The following is a 24,498-nucleotide window of genomic DNA, read 5'->3' on the forward strand; positions in this document are numbered from 1 at the left end:
AGCGCAGCGTAACCGCAGGCGCTTTTCCTTCGTGTTCTTCGTGAGCTTCGTGGTTCCTATTTTTCTCAGACCAGCCCCTTCAGTTCGCCGACCAGGTCCGTGGCTTCCCAGGAGAAGCCGCCGTCCGCGTCGGGGGTGCGGCCGAAGTGGCCGTAGGCGGCAGTGCGGGCGTAGATCGGGCGGTTCAGCTTCAGGTGCTCGCGGATCGCCCGCGGGGTGGCGCCGCCGATCAGTTCGGGCAGCACCTTTTCCAGCTTGGCCGGGTCGACGCGGTCGGAACCATGGAGGTCTACGTAGAAGCTCAAGGGCTTGGAAACCCCGATGGCGTAGCCGATCTGGATGGTGCAGCGATCGGCCAGGCCCGCGGCGACCACGTTCTTGGCCAAGTAGCGGCAGGCATAGGCGGCCGAGCGGTCGACCTTGGTCGGATCCTTGCCCGAGAAGGCGCCGCCGCCGTGCGGCGCCGCGCCGCCGTAGGTGTCGACGATGATCTTGCGGCCCGTCAGGCCGGCGTCGCCATCGGGCCCGCCGATGACGAAGTTGCCGGTGGGGTTCACGTGCCACTCGGTCTCGGGCGTGATGAAGCTCTCCGGCAGCACGGCACGGATATAGGGCTCGACCAGGGCATGGACGTCAGCCGGGGTGAAGCCTTCCTTGTGCTGGGTCGACAGCACGATGGAGGTGGCGCGCACCGGCTTGCCGTTCTGATACAGCAGGGTGACCTGGCTCTTGGCGTCCGGCTCCAACTCGGGGCGCTCGCCGGAATGGCGGGCGGCGGCCAGGCTCTTCAGGATATTGTGCGAATATTGCAGGGTCGCCGGCATCAGCTCCGGCGTCTCGTTGGTGGCGTAGCCGAACATGATCCCCTGGTCGCCCGCGCCCTCGTCCTTGTTCGAGGAGGCGTCGACACCCATGGCGATGTCGGCCGACTGCTCGTGCAGGAAGCAGTCGTAGGAGGCGTTCTTCCAGTGGAAGCCCTCCTGCTCGTAGCCGATGTCCTTGACCGCCGCGCGGACCTTGTCCTCCAGCCCCTCGATCACCCCGTGCGGCCCGCGAACCTCGCCGGCCAGCACGATGCGGTTGGTGGTCACCAGGGTCTCGCACGCCACCCGCGCATAGGGATCGGCGCCCAGGAACGCATCGACCACGGTGTCGGAGATACGGTCCGCGACCTTGTCCGGATGGCCTTCCGACACGGACTCGCTGGTGAACAGGTAGGAGGTACGGGCCAAGGGGACAGCTCCATGCGTGCGACGCCGCGCGCACCACTGCGCCCGGCGGTCCTGAATAGCGCCGGACCATATAAAGATATCTTTATATCCGCAAGTGACTGTCGGCCCTGGCGGCGCACAATCTCCAGCGCACGGCGCCAAAGCCGACGGCCGCGGTCATTCTGCGCCGATCAAAGTACCGCAGCGTCGCCTTCGTCGTTCTCGGCCAGCGAGCGGATCAGATCCACCAGGCGGCGGCGCACCCGCCGCTGAGGAATCTTGGGGAACAGGTTGGCCAGATCAGCGCCTTCCTGGGTCATCAGGAAGTCGTGAGCATAGCCTTGACCCACCGTCCCGGACGCCTCGCCGCGCCCCGCGGACGGGTCGCCCAGCCCATCGAAGAACCATCCGATCGGCACACGTAAGGTCCTGGCGATCTCATACAACTTGGAGGCGCTAATGCGATTCGCGCCCCGCTCGTATTTCTGCACCTGCTGAAAGGTCAGTCCCAACGTTTCCGCCAGCTTTTCCTGACTGATCTTCAGTTCCTTGCGCCTTAATCGCACCTGCAAGCCGACATGAACATCAATCGGGTTGGGTGAGCGGTCGCTTTCCATCCTATCATTCATCGCGCGACGGTCTTTCCGTTCTTGGGGTCTTGGGCGCCCGTGAATCGAATAGTTGAGCCAGTCGCTTCGACCTGTCGACCTAAATTCCTGATCTTTGCCCCAGATTGCGACGGTAAGATGCGGCGGCGGCCGCGACTGACACCGTTAGCATCATCCAGTACAGAGATCCGCCGTGTCTGAAGTAAGGGGTCGAAGTGAGCGCGGCCGGCAGCAACGTATCGGTCACCCCCATCTCGTCCTGGCCCAGTCTCGAGCCTGGAACGATGCGGCCATAGGCGTCTATGACCGCCGACACGCCGGTCGGCGTGGCCCTGACCAGGGGCAGGCCCTCTTCGATCGCGCGATAGCTGGCCAGGTTCAGATGCTGGACTGGGCCGTAGGTGTGGCCGAACCAGGCGTCGTTAGAGACATTGACGATCCAGCGCGCTCGCCCGCCCTCGGCCGCGCCTTCGCGGGTGAAGCCGGGGAACAGGCTCTCGTAGCAGATCAAGGGCTGGACCGGCGGCGCCCCCGCCGGGCGCAGGGGATGCGGCCTTGGGCCGGCGGTGAAGCCGTCGCCGACATGGACCAGGCTCTTGAAGCCGATGCGGCCCATCAGGCTGTCCATCGGCATGTACTCGCCGAACGGCACCAGGCGGAATTTGTCGTAGACCCCAGTGACCGCCAGGCCGTCGCGGCCCTCTCTCAGCGCCAGCACGGTGTTGTAGTAGATGGGCCGGTCAGGCGTTCCGGCGACGCGATAGGCGCCGTCGATCAGGGTCTGGCCGGGCCTCAGCGCGCCTTCGATCGCCGCCTTGGTCCAGGTCCCGTCGGCCAGGTAGTCGTTGACGGAATCGGGCACTGCGCCCTCCGGCCAGACCACGATGTCCGGCGTGCGAGCGGCGGGGCGGGCGGTCAGGGCGACATAGCGCTCGAGGATCGAGCGGAACATGCGCTCGTCGTACTTGCTCTCCTGCGCGACCCTGGGCTGGACCACCCGCACCAGCGGGGCGTCCTTGGGCGTGGCTTCGGCCCCGGCCAAGCGGTGATTTCCGTAGAGATAGAGGCCGCCGATCGAAGCGACGGAAAGGCCGGCGGCGGCCCAGGCGCGGCGGGACCTGCGCCCCCCCACCAGCATGGCGGGGGCGGCCCCGGCGGCGACCGTGATCCAGCCCAGGCCATAGGCGCCGACTACGGCGGCCATCTGCGAGGGCGCCGAGCCCGCCGCCCAGGTCTCGCCGGCGAGGTCCCACGGAAAGCCGGTCAGGATGTGGCCCCGCAGCCATTCCAGGCCGCAGAAAGCCCCGGCGAACACCAGGACACGCAGGGCGCCGCCCGGCCGCAGGGCGCGATAGAGGAGGGTCGCAACACCCCAGAAGAGGCCAAGACCCGCGGCCAGCAGAGCCACGGCGATCGGCGCCATCCAGCCCTGTTCCCGCGCGTCGACCAGGAAGGCTTCCGCAACCCACCAGGTCGAGATCAGGAAGAAGGCCAGTCCCGCCAGCCAGCCGCGCCAGAAGGCGCTGCGCAGGGGCCTCGCCGCGCCCTCCAGGTCGGCGAGCCTCATCAAGAGGCCATAGCCCAATAGGCCCGGCAGGAAGCCGAACGGCGGAAAGGCCAGGGCCGCCAGGGCGCCGGCCGCCAGGGACAGGGCCGAGGCCGGCAGGCCGCGCTCGGAAAGACGCAACGGGCGCGGCATCAGCCCTCGGCGATCTCGCCTTCCGGGGCGGGTTCGGCGGGGCCGGGCTCGGTGCGGCGGATGCGCAGCCGCTTGACCCGCCGCGGATCGGCGTCGGTGATCTCGAAATCCAGCCCGGCCGGATGGGCGATCACCTCACCTCGCTGCGGCACGCGGCCCGCCAGCGCGCTGACCAGGCCGCCGACCGTGTCGATGTCCTCGTCCAGTTCCTCGGGCGCCAGGGTCTCGCCGACCGCCTCTTCCAGCTCCTCCAGCGGCGCGCGGCCGTCGGCCTCGAACACCCCGCCGGCGCGGGCGACGATCTGGGCGGGGGCGGCCTCGTCGTGCTCGTCGTCGATCTCGCCGACCACCGCCTCGATCAGGTCTTCCAGGGTCACCACCCCGTCGGTTCCGCCGAACTCGTCGATCACCAGGGCCATGTGGATCCGGCTGGCCTGCATCTTGAGCAAGAGGTCCGCGGTGCGCATCGAGCCCGGCACATAGAGGATCTCGCGGCGCAGCCGGCCCAGCACCTGCTCGTCGGGCGAGGGCTTCAGCCGGTCGTCGATCAGCATCTTGAACACGTCCTTGACGTGGACCTGGCCGACCGGGTCGTCCAGGGTCTCGCGATAGATCGGCATGCGGGTGTGCTCGGCCTCGAGGAACCGGCCCAGAAGGTCCTCGAAGGTCGACGAGATCTCCACCGCCACGATGTCGGCGCGGGGGGTCATCACGTCGTCGACGCGCAGGGACTTGAAGGCCTCGGCCTGGTCAACGATGTCGACCGCGCCTTCGGGCGTCGCCGGCTCGGCCGGATCGCCGCGGCGGTGATGATGCTCGTGCTCGCCGCGTCGGCGCAGGCGGCGGAACCAGGCCCTCAAGCCCCGGCTGGGCCGCGGCCGATCGTGATCGCCGTGAGAGCGCCCGCCGTGGTCCTCGTCAGCCATGGCCGGCGTCGTCTCGCTCGCCGGCATAGGGATCAGGAACCCCCAGCCTCGCCAGGATGCGGCGCTCCAGCGCCTCCATCTCTTCGGCCTCCGAATCCATCTGGTGGTCGTAGCCTACAAGATGCAGCACGCCATGCGCCACCAGGTGTTGCAGATGGTGCGCCAGGGGCTTGCCCTGCGCCTCGGCCTCGCGCGCGCAGACGCCGAAGGCGAGCGCGATGTCGCCGATGTGGTCCTCGGGGTTTGGCGCGGCGGGAAAGGACAGCACGTTGGTCGGCCCGGCCTTGCCACGGAAATCGGCGTTCAAGGCCGCGACCTCGTCGTCGCCGGTCAGCAGGATCACGATGCCGCCGCCGGCCTGCTCAGCCTGCTCCAGCGCGGCCAGCGCCGCTCGCCGACTGAGATCCTCCGCGTCGACCAGGGCCTCGGCCCAGGCCTCGGTCTCGATCTCGACCTCGATGGTCACGATCGGTCTTTCGTCGCGTCGGCGTCGTAGGCCTTGACGATGCGCTCCACCAGCGGATGGCGCACCACGTCCGCAGCCTCAAAGCGGGCTATGGCCACGTCCTCCACGCCGTCCAGCAGGCGCACCGCGTGCGAAAGCCCGCTGTCGCGCGGATTGACTAGGTCGACCTGGCTGGGGTCGCCGGTGACCGCCATGCGCGCGCCTTCGCCCAGGCGCGTCAGCACCATCTTCATCTGCAGGCGCGAGGCGTTCTGGGCCTCGTCGACGATGACGAAGGCGTGGCTGAGGGTGCGGCCGCGCATGAAGGCGATTGGCGCGACCTCGATCTCGCCCTTCTCGCGGCGGCGGCGCAGCTGTTCGGCCCCCAGGATGTCGGACATGGCCTCCCAGACGGGGGCCATGTAGGGGTCGACCTTCTCGTTCATGTCGCCGGGCAGAAAGCCCAGCCGCTCGCCAGCCTCGACCGCGGGCCGGGTGACGATCAGCCGATCGACCTCGCCGCGCAGCAGCATGCCAGCGCCATGGGCCACGGCCAGGAAGGTCTTACCGGTGCCGGCGGGGCCCAGGCCGAACACCAGGGTGTGCTTGGCCAGCATCTCCAGATAGCGGGCCTGGGCCGCGGTCTTGGCCGAGATGGCGCCGCGGCGGCCCAGCGGCAGCTCGCCGCCCTTGGGCGAGGCCTCGCCGCGGCGGGCTGCGCCGGCGGCCAGGCGCACGTCGGCCTCGGCCACCTCGGCGCCGGCTTCGACCCGCTTGGCGATCGCCTGGATGGCGCGCTTGGCGCCGGCGCGGGCCTTGGAATCGCCCGCCAGGGACACGCCGCCGCCGGGGGTCTCCAGGAGCACGTGGAAGGCGTCCTCGATCAGGGCGGCATGGCGGCTGTTGGGGCCGGCGACGGCGCGCACGACCTCGTCCGGCAGCGGCAGGAACTCTCGGGTGTCGCGGCTCAAGCGAGCGCCATCGCCGGGTCTTCGGCCAGCGATCCCGTCAAGCTGCCCTTGGCGCTGGCGCTGATCGCCACCGGCGCGATCCGGCCGATCAGGCTTTGCGGCCCCTCGATGTGCACCGGCTGCAGATAGGGGCTGCGGCCGACCACCTGGCCGGCCTTGCGGCCAGGCCGTTCGAACAGCACCGGCAGGGTGCGTCCGACCTGCGCGGCGTTGAACGCCGCCTGCTGCTCGGACAGCAAGGCCAGGAGCCGGGCCAGCCGCTCCTCCTTGACCTCCTCGGCCACCTGGCCGGGCATGGCGGCGGCGGGGGTGCCGGGACGCTTGGAATATTTGAAGGCGAAGGCCGAGCCGTATTTGACCTCGGAGACCAGGTCGAGGGTGGCCTGGAACTCCTTCTCGGTCTCGCCGGGGAAGCCGACGATGAAATCGCCCGAGAGGGCCATGTCCGGCCGCGCGGCGCGGATCTTCTCCACCAGCTTCAGGTAGCTCGCCGCGGTATGGCCGCGGTTCATCGCCCGCAGCACCCGGTCGGCGCCCGCCTGCACCGGCAGATGCAGGTAGGGCATCAGGGCTTCCACCTCGCCATGGGCGGCGATCAGGGCCTCGTCCATGTCGCGGGGATGGCTGGTGGTGTAGCGGATCCGGTCCAGGCCATCGACCTGGGCCAGGCGGCGGACCAGGCCGGCCAGGCCGCCCTCGCCGGCATAGGCGTTGACGTTCTGGCCCAGAAGCGTGACCTCGCGCACGCCCTGGCGGGCAAGGTCCTCGGCCTCTGCGACGATGTCGCCCACCGGGCGGGAGAATTCGGCGCCGCGCGTATAGGGCACCACGCAGAAGGTGCAGAACTTGTCGCAGCCCTCCTGCACGGTCAGGAAGGCGGTGACCCCGCCGGCGTGGCGGGCCTTGGGCAGGGCGTCGAACTTTTCGTCCGCCGCGAACTCGGCCGACAGCCGCTCGCCGCGGGCCCGGTGGGCGCGGGCGATCAGCTCGGGCAACTGGTGATAGGCCTGGGGCCCGACCACCAGATCCACCGCCGGCTGGCGGATCATGATCTCCTCGCCCTCGGCCTGGGCCACGCAGCCGGCCACGGCGATGGTCATGGCCCCGCCGGCATCCGCCTTGCGCGCCTTCATCGCCTTGATCCGGCCGAGCTCGGAATAGACCTTCTCGGCCGCCTTCTCGCGGATGTGGCAGGTGTTCAGCACCACCAGGTCGGCGCCTTCGGCCTCCTCGGTGATGGCATAGCCCAGCGGGCGCAGGACATCGGCCATGCGCTCGCTGTCATAGACGTTCATCTGACAGCCATAGGTCTTGATGAACAGGCGCTTGCTGGGCGCGGTGTCGGTCATATCGGCCTTATGGGCGCGCGGGGCCGCGCATTCAAGGCGCCGACCGTTCCGGGCGTCTAGTTCTCGGTCTCGTCGGCCGGCACGCCGTAGAGTTCGAGCCGATGGTCGACCAGCCTGAAGCCGAGCCGCTTGGCGATGGCCGCCTGCAGCGCCTCGATCTCGGGGTCGACGAACTCGATCACCCGGCCGGAGCGCATGTCGATCAGATGGTCGTGATGCACGTCCGGCGCCTCTTCGTAGCGCGAGCGGCCGTCGCGGAAGTCGTGGCGCTCGATGATGCCGGCCTCTTCGAACAGGCGCACCGTGCGGTAGACCGTGGCGATCGAGATGTGCGGGTCCTGGGCGTGCGAGCGGCGGTACAGCTCCTCGACGTCCGGGTGGTCCTGGGCCTGGGAGAGGACGCGCGCCACCACGCGGCGCTGGTCCGTCATGCGCATGCCTTTTTCGATGCAGAGTTTCTCGATCCGGTCCAAAGCTCGTCTCCGGGGGCCTCCGGCCGCAACATAGGCCGTCGGCGTGTCTGGCAAAAGTGCGGGCGCCATCGCGACGCGGATGCAACTGACGTTCCCCCGCCCCCGCTCCTTCGGATTCGCGCCCAGATTGGGTGCGGGCCTGTCACCCGATCAGCTTGCCGTCGTCAAGCCCTCGCGGCCTTGATTTGCCTCAAGTCGGCGCATTCAGGCTGAGCCGATAGACCAGGGCGTCTATGGGCCCGCGCCCGCCGTGGGCGTAATAGCCGGGGCGAAGGCCGATCCGCTCGAAGCCGAGACCGCGATAGAGGGCCAGGGCCGGCGCGTTGTCGGCCGCCACCTCCAGAAACATGGTCTCGGCGCCGGCCGTGCGGGCAAGGCCCAGGGCCGCCTGCATCAACACCCGGCCCAGGCCCTGGCCGCGTGTCTCGGGCGCCACCGCCAGGGTCAGGACCTCGGCCTCGCCGACCACGACGCGGCAGAGGATGAAGCCGGCCGGGCTCCCATTGGCCGCCTCGATCACCAGGCCGAAGCCGCCCGGCCCGGCAAGCAGGTCGGCGATCTCCTGCGCGCCCCAGGGCGCTACAAAGCTCGCAGCGTGCAGGGCGGCCAGGGCCGGCGTGTCCTCGGGCAAGGCCGGGCGCAGGGTCACGGCGGGTCGATCCCACCCGGCAGCTTGGCGTCCGGCGGCCGCAGATAAAGCGGCCGCGGCGGCGGGAAGGGCTCGCGCGCAGCGGCGGCGATCTCGGCTATGGCCACAGGGTCCGCGGCGGCAGGCGTCAGGGTCTCGGTCTCGGCCAGCACGGGCGCCAGGAGGGGCGCCCCCGAGCCGACCAGCTTCGCCGGCCCGCCGGGCCACAGCTCGGCCAGCCGGGCGGCGGCGATCTCGACCGGCAGCACGTCGGGGGCCATCGCCGCCCGCCCGTCGATGAAGATCTGCAGGTAAACCTGCCCCCGCTTGGCGTCGAGGCAGGCGGCGACGAAGCCCTTGGTCCCCGCGCCTCGCGCCAAGGCTTCAAGCACGCCGACGCCGACGCAGGGCTTATCCAACGCCAGGGCCAAGCCCTTGGCGAAGGCGAGGCCGACCCGAAGGCCGGTGAACGAGCCCGGCCCTACAGTCACGGCGATGCGGTCCAAATCGCCGAAGCGCCAGCCGGCGCCGTCCATCAGCTCGGCGACCATGGGGGCCAGCCGCTCCTGGTGGCCGCGGCGCATCGGCTCGGTGATCGCGGCGACGACCGCGGCGTCAGTCCGCAGGGCGGCCGAGCAGGCGTCGAGGCAGGTGTCGAGGGCCAAGAGCTTCATCCGCGCCGCCTCAACCCTTGGCCTTCAGCGGCTTGATCGGCTTCCAGACGATGGCGCGCAAAAAGCCCTTGGCCCTGAGCAGCGAGTCCGGCGGGAACTCCATCGACTTCCAGCCCGGTATGGCGAAGACGAAGGTCACCGCCCCCTCGTTCGGCCGGGCGCAGACCATGGCGTCGCGGTCGCGGTCGGCGCCCAGCTCGCACTGGGAAAGGTCGAAGTGGGCGTCCTTCCAGCCCATGCCGATATGCTCGCCGTGGGGGCCGCGCACTGCACCGCCCACCAGCCGCACCGTACCGATCTTGGGGTCGTCCGTGCCCGGGAAATTGCCGAAGCCATCGACAATCTCCAGCATCTGGGCGCCGTCCTGGCTGACCGTGATCACCGAGCGGGTCTCGTCCTCGGAGATCTGCACCTCGCCGTCCTGGACGATGGCCTTGGGGAACAGCTCCTTGATCCGAGGGCTCTCGAAATAGGTGTCCCAGCGGATCGGCCCCACGCCCCAAGGCTCGGCGGTCAGCACGCCGCCCTCGTAGGGCGTCGCCGGGGGCGCCGGCGCCTCGACGTGACGGGGCGCACATCCGGCTACAAGCATCAGGAAGGCGAGCGCTGCGAACCGCGGGGTCATGACCCCTGGTTAGACGATCCGGCAAGCCTCTTCAAACGACAGGCGGGGCGAGCGGGGGAACAGGTTGTGCTCGGTCCCGTGACCGATCGAGCAAATGAAGTTCGACTTGATTCGCGTCCCGGCGAAGAAGGCCGCGTCCACCGCCGCGTTGTTGAACCCGGACATGGGGCCAGTGTCGTAGCCCAGTGATCGGGCGGCGATGATCAGATAGGCGCCCTGCAGGCTGGAATTGCGGAACGCGCCGCTCTCGCGCATCGCCGGATCGTTGAACCAGTTCTTGGCGTCCGGATTGTGCGGGAACAGCTTGGGCAGGGTTTCGGGAAAGTCGAGGTCGTAGCCGACGATCACAGTCGCCGGGGCCTGGCGGATCTTGGCTCCGTTGGTCTCGCTGGCCAGAGCCGCCAGCTTCTCCTTGCCCTCGGGCGTCACGCACCAGACGAAGCGGGCCGGGCTCATATTGGCCGAGGTCGGACCCATCTTGGTCAGGTCGTAGATCGCCCGCATGACCTCCTCGGCGATCGGCTCCTCCACCCAGCCGTTGCGGGTGCGGGCGCTGCGGAAGAGGACGTCCAGGGCGGCGTCGTCGAGGGCGTGGCTCAAGGTCGGATTCCCCAGTCTCTGATCAGGATCTGGCGCGCAGCCCTACAGCACCTGCTCCACCCGAGTCACCTCCGGCACGTAGTGCTTCAGCATGTTCTCGACCCCTGCCTTCAGCGTGGCCGAAGAAGAGGGGCAGCCTGAACAGGCGCCGCGCATGTGCAGCCAGACGACGCCGGTCTCGACCTCGAAGCGGTCGAACAGGATGTCGCCGCCGTCCTGGGCCACGGCCGGACGGATGCGGCTGTCCAGCAGGTCCTTGATCTCGGCCACAATCTGGGCGGTCTCGCCCGCATATTCGGTGTCGTCGTGGCCCTCACCGCCGCCGCCCGCCGCCGCGGCTTCGCGCAGCACCGGGGCGCCCGAGGTGAAGTGCTCCATGATCGCGGCCAGCACCGGCGCCTTCAGCTGCGGCCAGGACAGGCCCGCGCCGTCCTTGGTCACGGTCAGGAAGTCCGAACCCAGGAACACGCGCCGCACACCCTCCAGGGCGAAGATGGCCTCGGCCAGGGGCGAGGCCTCAGCCTCGTCGACGTTTCGAAACTCGCGCGAGCCCTCGCCCAGGACGTCGCGTCCGGGCAGGAACTTCAGCACGTCGGGATTGGGGGTGGTCTCGGTCTGGATGAACATGGCTGCAAAGAGGCTCCGCGAACGGCTCTCAGATGGCGCGTCCTGCAGCCGGGCGCAAGCTCAGTGAACGGGCGGGGCGCCGTCGGCGGCGATCTTGGCGCGGATGTTGAAGCTGACCGTGACCTTGCCGGCATGCTCGAACACCAGGGTGATCTCCTGCTGGCCGCCGTCGAGCAGCTTTTCCTTCAGGCCGGTCAGCATCAGGTGACGCCCGCCGGGATGGAAGGTGACCGAGCCGTGCGGCGGAATCTCCACCGGCCCGGCGTCGCCCATCATCATCATGCCCTTCATCTCCTGCATGGTGTGGATCTCGACCTTGTCGGCGCAGGCGCAGGAGGCCGAGACCAGCCGGTCGGGCGTGGAGCCGCCGTTGGCGATGGTCAGATAGGCGGCGGTGTTCGGCGTATGGCCGATGCTCGCCCGCACCGTGCGCGAAGCGATCACCAGAGATCCGGCCTTGACCTGGTGCGGGTCGGCATGGGCGGGAACCGCCAACAGGGCCAGGAGGGCGGCGAACGGGACCAGGCGACGCATGGGAACTCCTTTGGCGCAGGGCCAGAGGATTAGGACAGGCGCGGCCGGATGGCCAGGGTTGGGTCTCCGGCTCCTACTTCACCGCCCGCCAGAAACCCACGATCCGCCGCGTCTCCTCCAGGATCGGCTCGGCCACGGCGGCGGCGCGCTCCGCCCCGTCGGCCAGGATGCGGTCAAGTTCGGCCGGGTCGCCCAACAGCCGGCGCATCTCGGCGCCGATCGGGGCGATGGTCTCGACCATCAGCTCGGCCAGGGCCGGCTTGAAGGCGCCGAAGCCTTGCCCGGCGAAGCGGGCCAGCACCTCGGCCTTGGTCTGGCCGGCCAGGGCGCCGTAGATGCCCACCAGGTTGTCGGCCTCGGGCCGCGCCCTCAGCGCCTCCAGATCAGCCGGCAGCGGCTCGGGATCGGTCCGCGCCTTGCGCACCTTCTGGTCGATGGCGTCCTTGTCGTCCAACAGGTTGATGCGCGAATAGTCCGACGGATCGGACTTGCTCATCTTGGCCGCGCCGTCACGCAGCGACATCACCCGCGCGCCGGGGCCCTCGATCAGGGGCTCGGGCAGGGGGAAGAAGCCCGGCGCGGCGAAGTCGTTGTTGAACTTCTGGGCGATGTCCCGGGTCAGCTCCAGGTGCTGCTTCTGGTCCTCGCCCACCGGCACGTGGGTGGCCTTGTAGATCAGGATGTCGGCGGCCTGCAGCACCGGGTAGGTGTAGAGACCGACGCTGGCCCGCTCCTTGTGCTTGCCGGTCTTCTCCTTGAACTGGGTCATGCGGTCGAGCCAGCCGAGGCGGGCGACGCAGTTGAAGATCCAGGCCAGGTCGACATGGGCGCGCACGGCCGACTGCGGGAATATGGTCGCGACCTTGGGGTCGAGGCCCGAGGCGAGATAGGCGGCGGCGATCTCTCGCGTCTGGGCGGCCAGCTGCGCCGGCTCCTGCCAGACGGTGATGGCGTGCTGGTCGGCGACGAAGATGAAGCACTGCATGCGGTGCTGCAGGTCGACGAACTTCTTCAGCGCGCCCAGGTAGTTGCCCAGGTGCAGGGCGCCGGAGGGCTGCACGCCGGACAGGACGCGCTCGGGGCCGGCATAGGCGGCGGGGGCTTGGTCGGTCATGGGAAGGCTCGAACTTGGAGGAACGGTCTTATAGCGCACGCAGACGCGCACGCCGGGGCGTCGTCAGAAGCGCGCGCCGCGCCATCGCCGGAGATTGCAATCCAAGCTGGCCATGGCCAGGGCTCTAGACCGAAGTGGTTTTGAGGGCAAGCTTTCGGGGCCGATCAACCCCGGCGGCGGGTCGCCGCCCGCATCTCGGCCAGGGTCAGGCCGCCCGAGGCGAACAGCAGGAACGGGTAGGCGGCGCCGGCCAGGACCAGCACCGCGAGAATGGCGATCTCCTTGGCGTGGCGTCCCGCGATCGGCAGATGGCCAATCACCGCCTCGACCAGCGGCCGCTCGTGAGAAACGGCGCCCAGGAGCAGCCCGAGGGCTACGCTGGCGGCGAGGATGCGGGCGAGCTTGGACCAGGCGCGGCCGGTCGGCGAATAGTCGCCGCGCTGATGCAGGGTCCAGGCCATCATCAGCACATTGACCCAGGAGGCCAGGCTGGTGGCCGCGGCTATGCCCTGGACGCCGATGAAATGGAACAGGGTCACGCCGGCGGCGATGTTCACCACCACCGAGACGATGGCGTAGCGCATCGGCGTCCGGGTGTCCTGGCGGGCGAAGAAGGCGCGGGTGACGATCTGCGACAGGACAAAAGCCGGCACGCCCCAGCCATATTGCCTCAGCGCCAGGGCCACCTGATGGGCGTCGCTGACGTGGAAGGCGCCGCGGGTGAACAGGCCGTCGATCAGGAAGAAGGGGATGGCGAACAGGGCGGCCGCCGCCGGCAGGGTCAGGGCCATGGCGAAGGTGATGGCCTCGTCCATGGCCGAGCGGGCGCCCGGATGATCCTCGGCCTGCACCGCGCGCGACAGCCGGGGCAGGAGCGCGACGCCGATCGCCACGCCCACCAGCCCTTGCGGCAGCTGATACAGACGATCGCAGACCGACAGCCACGAGCGAGCGCCGTTGATCGGCGAGACCAGCACCCCGGAGACAAACACGTTGATCTGGCTGACGCTGGCGGCGATGGCGCCGGGCACGGCGAGCGCGATCAGCTTCCTGATCTCCGGCGTCAGCCGCGGCCAGCGCCAGTCGACCCGCGCCCCGGACCTGTTCACGCCCCACCAGAGCAGCCCGGCCTGGGACACCCCGGCCAGGATCACCCCGATCGAGGCCGCCTTGGCCGCCGCCACCGGCGTCGTCGCCGGCAGTACGGTGACCAAAGTCCAGAGGTTCAAAAGGATCGGCGCCGCGCCCGACAGGACGAAGCGGTTCCTCGCATTCAGCACCCCCGACAGGTGGGCGTAGATCGCCATGCACGGCAGGTAGGGCATGGTGATCTGGGTCAGGAAGATGGCCAGCTTGAACTTGGCCGGATTGGCGGCGAAACCCGGGGCGATCAGGAACATCAGCCAGGGCATGGTCAGCTCGGCGAACACCGTCAGGGCCAGCGTCGCCGCGGCGAGGGTGGCCATGGCGTCGGCGGCCAGGATGTCGGCCACCTCCTCGCCGTCCCGCTCCAGCGAGCGGGCGTAGGCCGGCACGAAGGCGGCGGCGAAGGCGCCTTCGGCGAAGATGCGCCGGAACAGGTTGGGGAAGGCGAAGGCGGTGTTGAAGGCGTCGGCGGCGAAGGTCGCGCTGGCCCCCATGCGATAGGTGATGGCCAGGTCGCGCGCGAAGCCCATCACCCGGCTGACCAGGGTCAGGCCGGAATAGATCATCGAGGAGCGGATCATGCCCGAGCGGCCCGAACGGACGGGCGAGGCGGGATCGGCTTTGGCGGCGGGGGCGGCGTCGGGTTCGGCGGTCACGGGCGGTGCGCTACGATGGCGCAGGGACAAGGTCAAGGCGGACGGGGGCGCGGCCAATAGGCTAGACCCTGCGGCGGGGCGCGTAATCTGGAGTGAGCATGAGAGCCAGGCTCCTGTCCCTCGCGGCCGCCATCGGCTTGGCCGCCGCCTGCTGCCAGGCCCCCGCCCAGGCCGCCCCCAGCGAGGGCAATGTGCTGGCCTGGATCAACTGGGCCAGGGCCCATCCGGCCGAATATGCGGACATGCTGCGCGAGTACCGCAGCTGGTTTCAGGGCCGCGTGGTCCATGCGCCGGGCGACGAGACCGGCGTGGCGACGGTCGAGGGCGTCGCCGCGGTGGACGAGGCCATCGCCTATGTCGAGCGGCAAAGGCCGCTGCCGCCGCTCGAGCAGAACGATCGTCTGACGCGGGCCGCCGAAGCCTATGCGGGGGCGACCGGTCCATCTGGCCGGGTGGGCCACGTCGGCCCCCATGGCGAGACCCTGATGCAGCGGATTCGCGCCGTCGGCGTCCTGCCGAGCTCGGCCGGGGAGGTGATCGCCTACGGCCCCGACACCTCCGAGGCGGTGGTGCGCCAGTTGATCATCGACGACGGCGTGCCCAGCCGCGGCCACCGCATGGAGATCTTCGACCCCGGCTATCGTGTCGCCGGCGTCGGCTGCGGCCGTCATCGGGTGTACCGCACCATGTGCGTCGTGGATTTCGCCGGCGCCCTGGCGGAACGCTAGGCGCTCCGGACCGTCAAGGCTCGGCGACCGCTTTCTTCCGTACAGGCTCCAGGCTGTGCAGGAACGCCTTGAGCGCAGCGACCTCGTCCTCGTCGAGCGCGAGGTGCGGCATGCGCGGGTGATAGCGCGACGAGCCCTCTTCCGAGCGATCCGCCGGCGCAAGCATGCCCTCGCTGAGCAGCGCGTCGAGCCCGCCCGGGCCATAGCGGCGATGAAGGTCCCGAAACGGCGGGGCCGCCGCGTTGGGACTGCGCCCTGCACCGATGGCGTGGCATGCGCCGCAATTGCGCTGGGCGATGCGGCGGCCGAACGCGACATCCGCCGGCTCGCTCCGCACCAGGCCGGCGCAAGCGAAAGCCGCCACGGCGATCATCAGGCCTGCAAAACGCTTCATGCCGCGAGCATCGCCGAGCGCGCGCCCGCCGTGCATTGATCCAGCACAAGCCCGCATCCCCTCACCGCCTCGCGTCGAAAATTGCGGTGCGGTCAATCATTCGTTCGCGTGTTTCGTTGGAGGCTTTTCGCTGAAGCCGCCGAATGAGACCATCCGCTGTCGAGGGGGCGCTCCATCCGATGTCGCGACAGGCCGATAGCCATACGCCGGAACTCTTCAGGCCGCTGGTGCGCGGCTACGCCTTCACGGCGGCGGCCTATTTCGCGGCCCTGGCCCCAGTTCACTTCGCCTACCACCCGCTGCGGGTCGCGCTTGTGCTTGCGGCGAACGCCCTGTTCGACGCTGTGGTCTGCGCCTGGTGCGGCATGCGCCTGCGCCGGCCACAGCCGTCGCGGCGATCGCTGGAGCTGTCGGCCTTCCTCCTCAACCTGCTGTTCGCCACCAGCCTGCTGCTGAGCCTCAAGCTGGCCTACACGGCCCAGGACCTCGTCTACCTGCCGGTCTTGGCCCTGGGCTTTGCGATCGCCAGTCCCAGTCCGCGGGTGTTGTTCGCCAGCCTAGGCCTCCTGCTCGTCTTGCTCATCGGTGTTGGGCATTGGCCGGACGTGGCGCGCTACGCCTTCGTATTCGCTGTTTCCGCCTACGGAGCCAGCGCGGCCTCGCTGCTGATCCACGGCGCTGTCCGCCGGCAGACGCAAGCCCGGCTACAGGCCGAAACCCTGGGGATAGAACTCGAAAAAGAATCGGCCACGAACCGCGCGCTCGCTGTTGAGGCCCAGGCGGCCAGCACGGCCAAGTCGGACTTCCTGGCCAATATGAGCCATGAGCTCAGGACGCCGCTGAACGGGGTGATCGCTGTCGCAGACATGCTGGCCTCGACCCGACTGGACGCTAAGCAGCGCGAACTCGTCGATCTGATCTCGGAATCCGGGCGAATGCTCGAGGTGCTGCTCTCGGACCTGCTGGACATCTCCAAGATCGAGAGCGGCAAGATCGTGCTCGATTCCGAGCCGTTCAATCTGCGCCGGGCGGCGGTCTCGGTCTGCGAACTGTTCCGCCAGCGGGCGGAAGCCAAGGGCCTGGCCTTCGAGGTCGCGGTCGCACCGGAAACCGACCGGATCTTTCTCGGCGACGAACTCAGGCTGAAACAGATCCTGGCCAATCTCGTCTCGAACGCGATCAAGTTCACCGAGGCCGGAGCCGTGCGGATCGAGGCCGTGATCGGTGACGGCGCGAATGGCGAGGCCGATCTCGACATCTCGGTCAGCGACACCGGAATCGGCTTCGACGAAGCTCTTCGTGCGCGCTTGTTCGAGCGCTTCGAGCAGGCGGACCAGTCGATCAGCCGCCGGTTCGGCGGCGCCGGCCTGGGCCTGGCCATCACCGCCTCGCTGGTCGAGCTGATGGGGGCGACGATCCAGGTGCAATCCGCGCCCGGCGACGGGTCCCGCTTCTCCATCAGGGCGCCCCTCCGGCCGGCGAGTCCGGAAGCCGAAGCGGCGCGCGCGGAAGCCAACCAACGCCGGACCTCGCCCGATCATGCCCAGCAGAGCCAGCTGATGGCCCTGGTCGCCGAGGACAACCTGACGAATCAGCGGGTGATCCAGCTCCTTCTGGAGGCTGCCGGGGTAGGCTTCCGGATCGTCGAAAATGGGCGTCAGGCGGTGGCGGCCTGGCGCGACGAGCCGTTCGACTTCGTGCTGATGGACATGCAGATGCCGATCATGGACGGCCTGACGGCGGTGCGCGAGATTCGCGCGATCGAACAGGCGCGCGGAAACGGGCGGATTCCCATCGCCATGGTCACAGCCAACGCCATGCAGACTCACCTGGAGGCCGCGATCGAAGCGGGCGCCGACACGGTCATCGTCAAGCCGATGACGGCCGAGTCGTTCCTCTACGGCCTGTCCCAAATCCTGCCCGAGGTTTAACGGCCCCGCTCTACCGCGCCACGCTGGCCCGCGCGCGGGAGAGCCGCGGCCGGCCAGCCTGGGCTTCGCCGGACTCCTGATCCAGGACTTCGGTCAGCACCGCCTTCAAGCCCGCGACGCGCCGGGGGTCGGTCAGCTTCTGGCCGTCCTCGCCGCAGACATAGAAGGCGTCCACGGCCCGCTCACCGTAGTTGTCGATGTGGGCCGAAAGGATCGAAAGGCCCGCGTCGGTCAGGGTGTGGGCCAGGGCGCCCAGAAGGCCAGGGCGGTCGCGGCCCGAGACCTCGATCACGCTGGCGTCCTCCGAGGCGTCGTTGTCGACCGTCACCGTCGGGATGATGGTGAAGGCGGCGGCGCGGCCGAGGTCGCGCGGACGTTTGGGCTCACCGGTATGGGTCTCGCCGCGGCCGGCGGCCTCCAGCGCCTCGACCAGCCGTTCCAGGGTCCTGGGCGCCTCACAGCCATAGGCCTGGCCGGCCACGTCCTGGACATAGAACACGTCCAGCGCCTCGGCCCCCTGGATGGTGAAGGCCCGCGCCCCGACCACATTGGCGCCGAAGCCGGCGATCACCGAGGCCAGGTCGGCGAACAGGCCCCGGCGGTCGGGGGCGATGACGGTGATCTCGGCGGCGTTGCGATCGCTGCGGATCTGAGCCTTGGCCGCCGCCCCGCCGGCCTCGTGCGCTCGTCGCGCCAGGGCGGCGTGCGCCAGGTGGTCGGCGGCCTCGAAACCGGTGAAATAGGCGTCCTCCATCACCGCGGCCCAGTCGGCTGCGGCCGGGTCGGCGGCGACCAGGGCGGCGCGGGCCTGGCCGGCCTCGGCGTGCAGGTGGCGGGCGAAGGTCGCGGCCGGATCGCCGCCGCGCCCGCCGCGGAAGATGGCCTCGGTCGAGCCGAACAGCTCGCGCAGCAGCTGGCCCTTCCAGCCGTTCCACACGCCCGGCCCCACGGCGCGGATGTCGGCCACGGTCAGCACCAGCAAGAGGCGCAGGCGCTCGGGGTTCTCGACGATGCGGGCGAAGGCGGTCACGGTATGCGGGTCGGCGACGTCGCGCTTTTGAGCGAAATCGCTCATCACCAGGTGATGCTCGACCAGCCAGGCCACCAGCTCGATCCGCTCGCGCTCCAGGCCCAGCCGCTCGCAGGCCTGGCGCGCCGCCCGCGCCCCGGCCTTTTCCTGCCCGCCGACGCCGCCCTTGCCGGTGTCGTGCAGCAGCATGGCCAGGAACAGGGCCTCGCGGTCCTCGATCAGGGGGTAGGTCTGCACAGACAGGGGATGGTCGACCGAAAGGTCGCCCCTGGCGATGTCGGCGATCAGGCCGACCGCCCTCAGGGTGTGCTCGTCCACCGTGTACGAGTGGTACATGTTGAACTGCATCTGGGCGACGATGTGCCCGAACTCGGGGATAAAGCGGCCCAGGACTCCGGTCTCGTTCATCAGGGTCAGGGTGGCCAGGGTACGCTTGCCCCGCGCCAGCACGTCCAGGAAGGCCTTGGCCGCCTCCGGGTCGCGCCGCAGCTTCGAAGTGATCAGCGGCAGGGACCGGGTGACCAGGGTGAAGGCGTCCGGGTGCAGGTCCATGTTGCGCCGGTCGGCGACGACGAACAGGCGGATGAGGTTGACGGGATCGCGCTCGAAGGTCTCCGGCCCGTCGACGGTGAGTCGACCGCCGTCCTCGGCGAAGCCCTTGACGTCCAATGGCTTGCGCGAGCCGCGCCGGGCGCCCAGGAAGCGGGAAAGGCCCTGCGGCTTCTTCTTGGCCTGGTCGGCCTCCAGCTTGGCGCAGAACTGGCGGGTCAGGACCCCGACCTCGCGGGCGATCAGGAAATAGCGGCGCATGAACCGTTCGACCGCAGGCGTGTTGTCGCCGTCCTTCCTCGGGCGGTCGAAATAGCCCATCCGCCGGGCGATCTCGGGCTGCAGGTCGAAGCTCAGCCGCTCCTCCGGCCGGCCGGTGACGAAGTGCAGGTGGCTGCGCACCGCCCACAGGAAATCGAAGGCGCGGATGAAGGCCCGCACCTCCCGCCGGTCGAACATGTCCAGGCTCAGGGCCTGGTCGGGCGAGTCCAGGGGGTGCAGGTACTGGGCGATCCAGAACAGGGTGTTGAGATCCCTGAGCCCCCCCTTGCCCTCCTTGATGTTGGGCTCGACCAGGTAGCGCGAGGCGCCGGCTCGGGCCTGCCGCTCGTCGCGCTCCTTCAGCTTGGCGGTGACGAACTCGGCGCCGGTGCCCTTGATAACCTCGTCGCGGAACCGCTTCTTCAGCTCGCTGGCCAATTGCTCGTCGCCGGTCAGCCGCCGCGCCTCCAGGATCGAGGTCCGGATGGTGAAGTCTTCCTTGGACAGCTTCACGCACTCCTCGACGGTGCGCGAGGCGTGGCCGACCTTGAAGCCCAGGTCCCACAGGGCATAGAGCATGAACTCGATCACGCTCTCGGCGTGCGCCGTCTGCTTGTAGGGACGCAGGAACAACAGATCGAGGTCGGAGAAGGGCGCCAGCGTGCCCCGGCCGTAGCCACCCACCGCCATCACCGCCAGCCGCTCGCCCTCGGTGGGGTTGCGGGCGCGGAACACATGCACGGTGGTGAAGTCGTAGAGGGCGGTGACCACCTCGTCGGTGACGCCCGAGAGCAGGCGCGCGGTCTCGATGCCGCCGGCGCCGTTCTCCAGCCGCTCCTTGGCGATCATCCGGCCGCGGAACAGGGCGGCTTTGAGGATCTCCAGCGCCCGCCGGCGCTGCTCGGCCTCGTCGCCGATCGCCGAGAGGGCCGCAGCGGTCAGTTGCGAGCGAAGCTTGATCCCGTCGACGACATATTCGATGCGGGTCGGGCGAAGGCGAGGAGGCATGGGTCCTATATAGCGAGGCCCGGCCGGTTTGTGCGAGTGCGTTGCGCGGCCAAGTCCGATCAGCCCTGGTTCTGCTTCGGTTTCGAGATCGCCCAGGAATAAATCGCGCCCGAGACGGGCGGTACAACCGCGCAGGCCAGCACCAGGGGTGTCAGGGCCTTGGGGTCGGGGCGGATCAGGCCGATGGCGACCAGACCGAGGCCGCCCAACAGCATCAAACGGCCGGTGAAGCGCTGGGTGCGGTCCCAGACCTCGGCGTCCATCAGGGTCCAGGGGGTTCGCACGCCCATGAACTCGTTCTGGCGCACCTTGCCCATGTAGTTGCCGAGCACAGCCAGCAGCACGCCGACCCCCGGGATCATCAGGCGTGTGACATCCAGATGTCCGCCCAGGGCGCGGCTGACGATCGCCGCCTGGCCAAGCAGGAGGATGGCGCAGCCGCCGATCATGGCCAGGCCATAGGGTGTAGCCGCCTTGGCCATAGCCTCGGGACGACGGGAGATCCGGGGAAGGAGCATAAGGAGCAGCCACAGGCCCGCGCCCACGACCGGCCCGAACAGCAGCCCCTGGGCCTTGGGCATCCAGCCGTTGGGCTCGCCGTCAGCGCCGAAATGGGTGGCGATCACCGCGTCCGGCGGCAGTCGCATCCAGGCCCACCAGGCGTGGCCCGCCATGGCCAGCACCAGGCCAAGCGCGATCAGGGCGAACGGGGCGAGCTTCATCGCCGGTCTCCGTCAGTGGATGTGGGGCGTCCGAGGCCGAAACCCTCCATCAGCGCCATCAAGGCTTCTTCCAGCACCGAGAGGTTCAAGCGATAGGTGATGGTGGTTCCCGAGCGCTCCGGGTCGATCAGGCCGGCCTGCTTCAGCACGGCGAAATGGCCGGACAGGGTGGGCTTGGCCAGGTCGAACTGCGCGGCCAGTTCACCCGCGGTCATGGCCCGCGTCCGCAGCAATTGCAGGATGCGGCGGCGGGTTGGGTCGGCCAGGGCTCTGTAGACTTCGGACAAGGGAAATTCCGTATTTCGCTAAATTACGAATAATAGAACCGCCAGGTCCGGACAAGACTATTTCGGCGGTTCACGAATTACGCCGCCTGGGCCATCGCAAGTTCGCTCCGCGCGGTCTCGGACAGGATTTCAGCCAGGCGGCGGGCGGCGGCGGATCGCGCGCCGCTTGTCCAGACCAGGCTGACCTCGACAGTCTGCGCGGGCGGCAGTCCGAGTTGGGGGGCGACGACGGCGAGGCTGTCGGGCAACCCAGGCTCCAGCCTCAGGGTCACGCCGAGCCCGGCCGAGACCCCCGCCCACAGGCTGGCCAGGCTGGAGGTGGTGAAGGCCACGCGCCAGGCGAGGCCGGCCCGGTCCAGGACCTCGATCGCCGCCCGTCGGAAGAAGCAGGGCTCGTGATAGACCGCCAGGGCCAGGGGCGCGGTGATCGCGGCGAGGTCGGCCGGCCCGATCCAGCGCATGGGCAGGGTGGCGAGGCGCTCCGCGTCCGGCCTCGTGGTCACACCCAGAACCAGGGCCAGGTCAAGCTCGCCCCGGTCCAACCGCTCCAGCAGGGCGCGGTTGCGGTCGACCAGGGCCTCGATCCGGGCCTCGGGGTGAGCGCGCCGGAAGCGGCCCAGCACCGCCGGCAGCCAGGTCTCGGCGAAATCGCCGGCCATGCCGAAACGGACCACGCCCTCCACCCCGGAGCCCCGCGCCGCCATCACCGCCTCATCGTTCAGGGCCAGGATGCGGCGGGCGTAGGAGACCATCGCCGCCCCGGCCTCGGTCAGGGCCAAGCCGCGGCCCTCCTTGCGGAACAAGGGCTCGCCCACCTGGTCCTGCAGCTTCTTCAGCTGCTGGCTGACCGCCGATTGCGAGCGCCCGACCCGGCCGGCGGCGCGGTTCAGCCCGCCGAGATCCTGGGCGGCGACCAGGGTCCGGAGGGCGTCCATGTCGAGGTTGGCGGACGAAATCATGCCGATTTTCCGAATGGATATATAAGAACAACGCGATTTTCTTATTGAAAATCGCCGCTAGGGTCCATGCGCCTTGCACCGAGGAGCTTTCGCCATGCCCGTTCGTCCAACCCGTCGGATCGCCGCCGCCCTGGCCTTGGCCTTCGCCACCGCGCCTGTCGCCGCCCACGCGGCCGGGCCGGACCTTGCCGGCGCCTGGACCCTGGTGCGGGCCGACAACATCGCACCGGACGGGACCCGCACCGCCCTCTATGGGCCGGCGCCAGAGGGCTCGCTGATGTTCGACGGCCAGGGCCGCTATGCGATCCAGATCGCCCGGCCGGGCCGCCCGGCCTTCGCCGCCGGCGACAAGGCCAAGGGCACGGCCGAGGAGTATCGGGCCGCCAGCCTCGGTTACAACGCCCACTTCGGACGCTATGAGATCGTCGGAAAGGTGCTGACCTTCCGCATCGAGCGCGCCTCCTTTCCCAACTGGGAGGGCCAGGTCCAGGCGCGCGACTTCAGCCTGCAGGGCGACAGGCTGACTTATCGCGTGCCGGCGCCGACTAGCGGAGCCGGAGCGGTCGGAGAAGTGGAGTGGTGGCGAGTCCGTCCTGATTGAGCACTAAAAACAAGCTCTACAGTTTCAAGATATATTTGCTACTGACAGTTCCGGTCGTTGAGTGGCTTTCGTCACAATAGACTTGGCTAATTTGCGGTATAAGCGTGAAGATAATTCAACGCCTGATCAGCTCAGCTTGATCATGGCGGCTAATGGCGGCCGTTCGCCGCCGGCGTCCATCGCCCGTTGGCGATGATTTCTGCGTCCTCGCGTTCAACCCCGCTCCTGGGAGAGCCGTCATGTCACGCCTGAAGCTCGGTCGCCTGCATCGCACCTACGACGCCCGCATTCCGCACATGAGCGCCCTGGTCGCCGGCCAGACCCTTCCCCCGCCGCCACCCTCAGTCGACTGGACTAGCGGCATGCCGCGCAACCTCGGCATGATGCTGAACGACACCCTGGGCGACTGCACCTGTGCGGCGGTCTATCACGCCATCCAGGTCTGGAGCTTCAACGCCGTCCAGAAGATGGACACCGAGGGCGACAACGATGTGGAGAAACTCTACATCCAGGCCTGCGGCTACAATCCGCGCGTCCCCGGCGAAGGCCCCGGCGGCAACGAACAGCACGTCCTGACCTACCTGCTCAAAAAGGGCGCTCCGATGGGGCCCAAGGGCAAGACTCGGCACAGGATCACCGCCTTCGTCGAGGTCGATCCGCGCAACCAGGACGACGTCAAGCGCGCGATCAACGACTGCGGCCTGGCCTATATCGGCTTCAACGTGCCGGCCTTCATCACCCCCGACAACGCCCCGCCGCCGGACATCTGGGACGTGCAGAACACCGACACCAACATCGTCGGCGGCCATGCCGTGGTGCTGGCGGGCTATGACGCCAATGGCGCGCGGGTGATCTCCTGGGGCCAGTATTACACCATGACCTGGGCCTTCTTCGCCCAGTATGTCGACGAGGTCTACGCCATCGCCGACCCCGACTGGATCGAGGCCAAGGGCACCACCCCGGGCGGCCTGACCCTCGACGAACTCGAGACCCAGATGCAGGCGATCTCCCAGGCGGCGTGAACTTTCAGGCGGGTGCGCGCCGGCGATCCGGCGCTCACCCGTCTCCCAGCACGATATCGAACCGGCACAGCGCCGCGCCCGGCTCCAGGGTCGAGCCCCCGGGCGTCAGGGCGCCGAAGATGTTGGCCGGCATGGGGTTGGTGTGGCCAAAGAGGTCGTGCTTCAGGACCTTGTCCTGGCCCAGCAAGGGCTCGTTCGGATAGTACATCTGGGTGACCAGGCGGGTGTAGCGCCCCTGGACGTCGAAATGGACGTGAGGCGAGCGCATGAAGCTCCCGGCCGGATAGGCGCCCGGCTTGACCGTCAGAAAACGGAAGCGGCCCTGATCGTCGGCCTCCTGCAGCGCATAGCCCTGGAAGTCGGGATCAGGCTGAATGGTGTCGTGACCGTCGCCATGGTGGTGGTAGCGGCCGAAGCTGTTGGCCTGCCAGATCTCGATCTTGGCCCTCGGGACCGGGGTCCCGTCGTGGGCCAGGATCCGCCCGGTCAGCTCGACCACCTGCCCCTGGGCCCGCTTGGCGTGGCCGTCCAGGCGGGTCAGGTCGGCGTCGCTCTCCAGCGGCTTCTCCACGGGGTAGAAGGGGCCGAGATCCATGGGCCAGCTGGGTTCCAGGGTGGCGGCGGATGCGAGGCGCGGTGAGACGAAGCCGGCGCCGAGGCCGAGCGCTGCAGCTTGCATGAGCCAGGCGCGTCTGGACGTGTTGGACATCAAAAGTCCTC

At 69.0% G+C, this 24,498-nt stretch carries 26 protein-coding genes; 4 read left to right on the forward strand and 22 right to left on the reverse strand.

Annotated features, from left to right (window positions below; all coding sequences use genetic code 11):
* Positions 1 to 65: 65 nt before the first annotated feature.
* The 16 genes from metK to murJ form a co-directional block, all read right to left on the reverse strand.
* Positions 66 to 1,232, reverse strand: a complete 1,167-nt coding sequence (metK, locus tag KCG34_RS15150; RefSeq protein ID WP_211936479.1) for a methionine adenosyltransferase — start codon at positions 1,230 to 1,232, stop codon at positions 66 to 68.
* A 170-nt stretch (positions 1,233 to 1,402) separates the two neighbouring features.
* On the reverse strand, positions 1,403 to 1,840 hold the full coding sequence (locus tag KCG34_RS15155; RefSeq protein WP_211936480.1) for a helix-turn-helix domain-containing protein: 438 nt from the start codon (positions 1,838 to 1,840) through the stop codon (positions 1,403 to 1,405).
* A 79-nt stretch (positions 1,841 to 1,919) separates the two neighbouring features.
* Positions 1,920 to 3,518 (reverse strand): apolipoprotein N-acyltransferase, encoded by a 1,599-nt coding sequence (gene lnt, locus KCG34_RS15160; protein WP_211936481.1) that lies wholly within the window; start codon positions 3,516 to 3,518, stop codon positions 1,920 to 1,922.
* Positions 3,518 to 4,444 (reverse strand): hemolysin family protein, encoded by a 927-nt coding sequence (locus KCG34_RS15165; RefSeq protein ID WP_211936482.1) that lies wholly within the window; start codon positions 4,442 to 4,444, stop codon positions 3,518 to 3,520. The genes lnt and KCG34_RS15165 overlap by 1 nt, the downstream gene beginning before the upstream one ends.
* Entirely contained in the window at positions 4,437 to 4,913 is a 477-nt protein-coding gene (gene ybeY, locus KCG34_RS15170) for an rRNA maturation RNase YbeY (RefSeq protein ID WP_211940836.1), read from the reverse strand. Before ybeY ends, KCG34_RS15165 begins: the two co-directional genes overlap by 8 nt.
* A complete protein-coding gene (locus KCG34_RS15175; protein ID WP_211936483.1) occupies positions 4,907 to 5,860 on the reverse strand; it encodes a PhoH family protein in 954 nt (317 codons plus the stop codon). The genes ybeY and KCG34_RS15175 overlap by 7 nt, the downstream gene beginning before the upstream one ends.
* The gene (gene miaB, locus KCG34_RS15180) at positions 5,857 to 7,209 is read right to left on the reverse strand and encodes a tRNA (N6-isopentenyl adenosine(37)-C2)-methylthiotransferase MiaB (protein ID WP_211936484.1); all 1,353 of its coding nucleotides are present in this window, start codon (positions 7,207 to 7,209) and stop codon (positions 5,857 to 5,859) included. Before miaB ends, KCG34_RS15175 begins: the two co-directional genes overlap by 4 nt.
* A 56-nt stretch (positions 7,210 to 7,265) precedes the next feature.
* Entirely contained in the window at positions 7,266 to 7,682 is a 417-nt protein-coding gene (locus KCG34_RS15185) for a Fur family transcriptional regulator (RefSeq protein ID WP_211936485.1), read from the reverse strand.
* Positions 7,683 to 7,872: 190 nt separating this feature from the next.
* Complete coding sequence (gene rimI / locus KCG34_RS15190; RefSeq protein ID WP_211936486.1) at positions 7,873 to 8,331, reverse strand: ribosomal protein S18-alanine N-acetyltransferase; 459 nt, start codon at positions 8,329 to 8,331, stop codon at positions 7,873 to 7,875.
* Positions 8,328 to 8,984, reverse strand: a complete 657-nt coding sequence (tsaB, locus tag KCG34_RS15195; protein ID WP_211936487.1) for a tRNA (adenosine(37)-N6)-threonylcarbamoyltransferase complex dimerization subunit type 1 TsaB — start codon at positions 8,982 to 8,984, stop codon at positions 8,328 to 8,330. Before tsaB ends, rimI begins: the two co-directional genes overlap by 4 nt.
* 10 nt (positions 8,985 to 8,994) lie before the next feature.
* Positions 8,995 to 9,609, reverse strand: a complete 615-nt coding sequence (locus tag KCG34_RS15200) for a DUF1131 family protein (protein ID WP_211936488.1) — start codon at positions 9,607 to 9,609, stop codon at positions 8,995 to 8,997.
* 9 nt (positions 9,610 to 9,618) lie between these two features.
* Positions 9,619 to 10,209 (reverse strand): malonic semialdehyde reductase, encoded by a 591-nt coding sequence (locus KCG34_RS15205; protein WP_211936489.1) that lies wholly within the window; start codon positions 10,207 to 10,209, stop codon positions 9,619 to 9,621.
* 42 nt (positions 10,210 to 10,251) lie between these two features.
* A complete protein-coding gene (locus tag KCG34_RS15210) occupies positions 10,252 to 10,836 on the reverse strand; it encodes a NifU family protein (RefSeq protein WP_211936490.1) in 585 nt (194 codons plus the stop codon).
* A gap of 60 nt (positions 10,837 to 10,896) precedes the next feature.
* Positions 10,897 to 11,370, reverse strand: a complete 474-nt coding sequence (locus tag KCG34_RS15215) for a copper chaperone PCu(A)C (RefSeq protein ID WP_211936491.1) — start codon at positions 11,368 to 11,370, stop codon at positions 10,897 to 10,899.
* Between the two features lie 73 nt (positions 11,371 to 11,443).
* Entirely contained in the window at positions 11,444 to 12,484 is a 1,041-nt protein-coding gene (gene trpS, locus KCG34_RS15220; RefSeq protein ID WP_211936492.1) for a tryptophan--tRNA ligase, read from the reverse strand.
* A gap of 164 nt (positions 12,485 to 12,648) precedes the next feature.
* Positions 12,649 to 14,286, reverse strand: coding sequence for a murein biosynthesis integral membrane protein MurJ (gene murJ / locus KCG34_RS15225; RefSeq protein ID WP_367576001.1), 1,638 nt, complete (start codon positions 14,284 to 14,286; stop codon positions 12,649 to 12,651).
* A 98-nt stretch (positions 14,287 to 14,384) separates the two neighbouring features.
* Here murJ and KCG34_RS15230 point away from each other — a divergent pair, with 98 nt between their 5' ends.
* Entirely contained in the window at positions 14,385 to 15,014 is a 630-nt protein-coding gene (locus KCG34_RS15230; protein WP_211936493.1) for a CAP domain-containing protein, read from the forward strand.
* Positions 15,015 to 15,027: 13 nt separating this feature from the next.
* Here KCG34_RS15230 and KCG34_RS15235 read toward each other — a convergent pair whose 3' ends face one another.
* Positions 15,028 to 15,408, reverse strand: a complete 381-nt coding sequence (locus tag KCG34_RS15235) for a c-type cytochrome (RefSeq protein ID WP_211936494.1) — start codon at positions 15,406 to 15,408, stop codon at positions 15,028 to 15,030.
* A 143-nt stretch (positions 15,409 to 15,551) separates the two neighbouring features.
* On the opposite strand from KCG34_RS15235, the gene KCG34_RS15240 reads away from it, so the two are divergent.
* Positions 15,552 to 17,339: an ATP-binding protein gene (locus KCG34_RS15240; RefSeq protein ID WP_211936495.1), complete on the forward strand. Its 1,788-nt coding sequence runs from the start codon at positions 15,552 to 15,554 to the stop codon at positions 17,337 to 17,339.
* A 10-nt stretch (positions 17,340 to 17,349) separates the two neighbouring features.
* Here KCG34_RS15240 and KCG34_RS15245 read toward each other — a convergent pair whose 3' ends face one another.
* From KCG34_RS15245 to KCG34_RS15260, 4 genes are all read right to left on the reverse strand, one after another.
* Positions 17,350 to 20,187 (reverse strand): [protein-PII] uridylyltransferase, encoded by a 2,838-nt coding sequence (locus KCG34_RS15245; protein WP_211936496.1) that lies wholly within the window; start codon positions 20,185 to 20,187, stop codon positions 17,350 to 17,352.
* Between the two features lie 59 nt (positions 20,188 to 20,246).
* Positions 20,247 to 20,909, reverse strand: coding sequence for an SdpI family protein (locus KCG34_RS15250; RefSeq protein ID WP_211936497.1), 663 nt, complete (start codon positions 20,907 to 20,909; stop codon positions 20,247 to 20,249).
* Positions 20,906 to 21,196 (reverse strand): autorepressor SdpR family transcription factor, encoded by a 291-nt coding sequence (locus tag KCG34_RS15255; protein WP_211936498.1) that lies wholly within the window; start codon positions 21,194 to 21,196, stop codon positions 20,906 to 20,908. Before KCG34_RS15255 ends, KCG34_RS15250 begins: the two co-directional genes overlap by 4 nt.
* 77 nt (positions 21,197 to 21,273) lie before the next feature.
* Complete coding sequence (locus KCG34_RS15260) at positions 21,274 to 22,155, reverse strand: LysR substrate-binding domain-containing protein (protein ID WP_211936499.1); 882 nt, start codon at positions 22,153 to 22,155, stop codon at positions 21,274 to 21,276.
* Positions 22,156 to 22,249: 94 nt separating this feature from the next.
* On the opposite strand from KCG34_RS15260, the gene KCG34_RS15265 reads away from it, so the two are divergent.
* Together KCG34_RS15265 and KCG34_RS15270 are read left to right on the forward strand one after the other, a co-directional pair.
* Positions 22,250 to 22,756, forward strand: a complete 507-nt coding sequence (locus KCG34_RS15265; RefSeq protein ID WP_211936500.1) for a lipocalin-like domain-containing protein — start codon at positions 22,250 to 22,252, stop codon at positions 22,754 to 22,756.
* 239 nt (positions 22,757 to 22,995) lie between these two features.
* Positions 22,996 to 23,778 (forward strand): C1 family peptidase, encoded by a 783-nt coding sequence (locus KCG34_RS15270; protein ID WP_211936501.1) that lies wholly within the window; start codon positions 22,996 to 22,998, stop codon positions 23,776 to 23,778.
* Between the two features lie 34 nt (positions 23,779 to 23,812).
* On the opposite strand, the gene KCG34_RS15275 is transcribed toward KCG34_RS15270, so the two are convergent.
* A complete protein-coding gene (locus KCG34_RS15275; protein ID WP_211936502.1) occupies positions 23,813 to 24,487 on the reverse strand; it encodes a dioxygenase family protein in 675 nt (224 codons plus the stop codon).
* Positions 24,488 to 24,498: the final 11 nt, after the last annotated feature.

The sequence above is a fragment of the Phenylobacterium montanum genome (genome assembly GCF_018135625.1).
Taxonomy (GTDB): Bacteria; Pseudomonadota; Alphaproteobacteria; order Caulobacterales; family Caulobacteraceae; genus Poindextera; species Poindextera montana.

What these genes read in the sequence shown, in the direction of transcription:
- trpS (WP_211936492.1), bottom strand. Translation starts at nt 12,484, where the DNA reads ATGACCGACCAAGCCCCCGCCGCCTATGCCGGCCCCGAGCGCGTCCTG.
- KCG34_RS15275 (WP_211936502.1), bottom strand. Translation starts at nt 24,487, where the DNA reads ATGTCCAACACGTCCAGACGCGCCTGGCTCATGCAAGCTGCAGCGCTC.
- KCG34_RS15235 (WP_211936494.1), bottom strand. Translation starts at nt 15,408, where the DNA reads ATGAAGCGTTTTGCAGGCCTGATGATCGCCGTGGCGGCTTTCGCTTGC.
- KCG34_RS15210 (WP_211936490.1), bottom strand. Translation starts at nt 10,836, where the DNA reads ATGTTCATCCAGACCGAGACCACCCCCAATCCCGACGTGCTGAAGTTC.
- KCG34_RS15240 (WP_211936495.1), top strand. Translation starts at nt 15,552, where the DNA reads ATGAGACCATCCGCTGTCGAGGGGGCGCTCCATCCGATGTCGCGACAG.
- lnt (WP_211936481.1), bottom strand. Translation starts at nt 3,518, where the DNA reads ATGCCGCGCCCGTTGCGTCTTTCCGAGCGCGGCCTGCCGGCCTCGGCC.
- KCG34_RS15215 (WP_211936491.1), bottom strand. Translation starts at nt 11,370, where the DNA reads ATGCGTCGCCTGGTCCCGTTCGCCGCCCTCCTGGCCCTGTTGGCGGTT.
- miaB (WP_211936484.1), bottom strand. Translation starts at nt 7,209, where the DNA reads ATGACCGACACCGCGCCCAGCAAGCGCCTGTTCATCAAGACCTATGGC.
- KCG34_RS15260 (WP_211936499.1), bottom strand. Translation starts at nt 22,155, where the DNA reads ATGATTTCGTCCGCCAACCTCGACATGGACGCCCTCCGGACCCTGGTC.
- KCG34_RS15265 (WP_211936500.1), top strand. Translation starts at nt 22,250, where the DNA reads ATGCCCGTTCGTCCAACCCGTCGGATCGCCGCCGCCCTGGCCTTGGCC.
- KCG34_RS15155 (WP_211936480.1), bottom strand. Translation starts at nt 1,840, where the DNA reads ATGAATGATAGGATGGAAAGCGACCGCTCACCCAACCCGATTGATGTT.
- KCG34_RS15245 (WP_211936496.1), bottom strand. Translation starts at nt 20,187, where the DNA reads ATGCCTCCTCGCCTTCGCCCGACCCGCATCGAATATGTCGTCGACGGG.
- KCG34_RS15230 (WP_211936493.1), top strand. Translation starts at nt 14,385, where the DNA reads ATGAGAGCCAGGCTCCTGTCCCTCGCGGCCGCCATCGGCTTGGCCGCC.
- KCG34_RS15200 (WP_211936488.1), bottom strand. Translation starts at nt 9,609, where the DNA reads ATGACCCCGCGGTTCGCAGCGCTCGCCTTCCTGATGCTTGTAGCCGGA.
- KCG34_RS15165 (WP_211936482.1), bottom strand. Translation starts at nt 4,444, where the DNA reads ATGGCTGACGAGGACCACGGCGGGCGCTCTCACGGCGATCACGATCGG.
- KCG34_RS15270 (WP_211936501.1), top strand. Translation starts at nt 22,996, where the DNA reads ATGTCACGCCTGAAGCTCGGTCGCCTGCATCGCACCTACGACGCCCGC.
- tsaB (WP_211936487.1), bottom strand. Translation starts at nt 8,984, where the DNA reads ATGAAGCTCTTGGCCCTCGACACCTGCCTCGACGCCTGCTCGGCCGCC.
- KCG34_RS15250 (WP_211936497.1), bottom strand. Translation starts at nt 20,909, where the DNA reads ATGAAGCTCGCCCCGTTCGCCCTGATCGCGCTTGGCCTGGTGCTGGCC.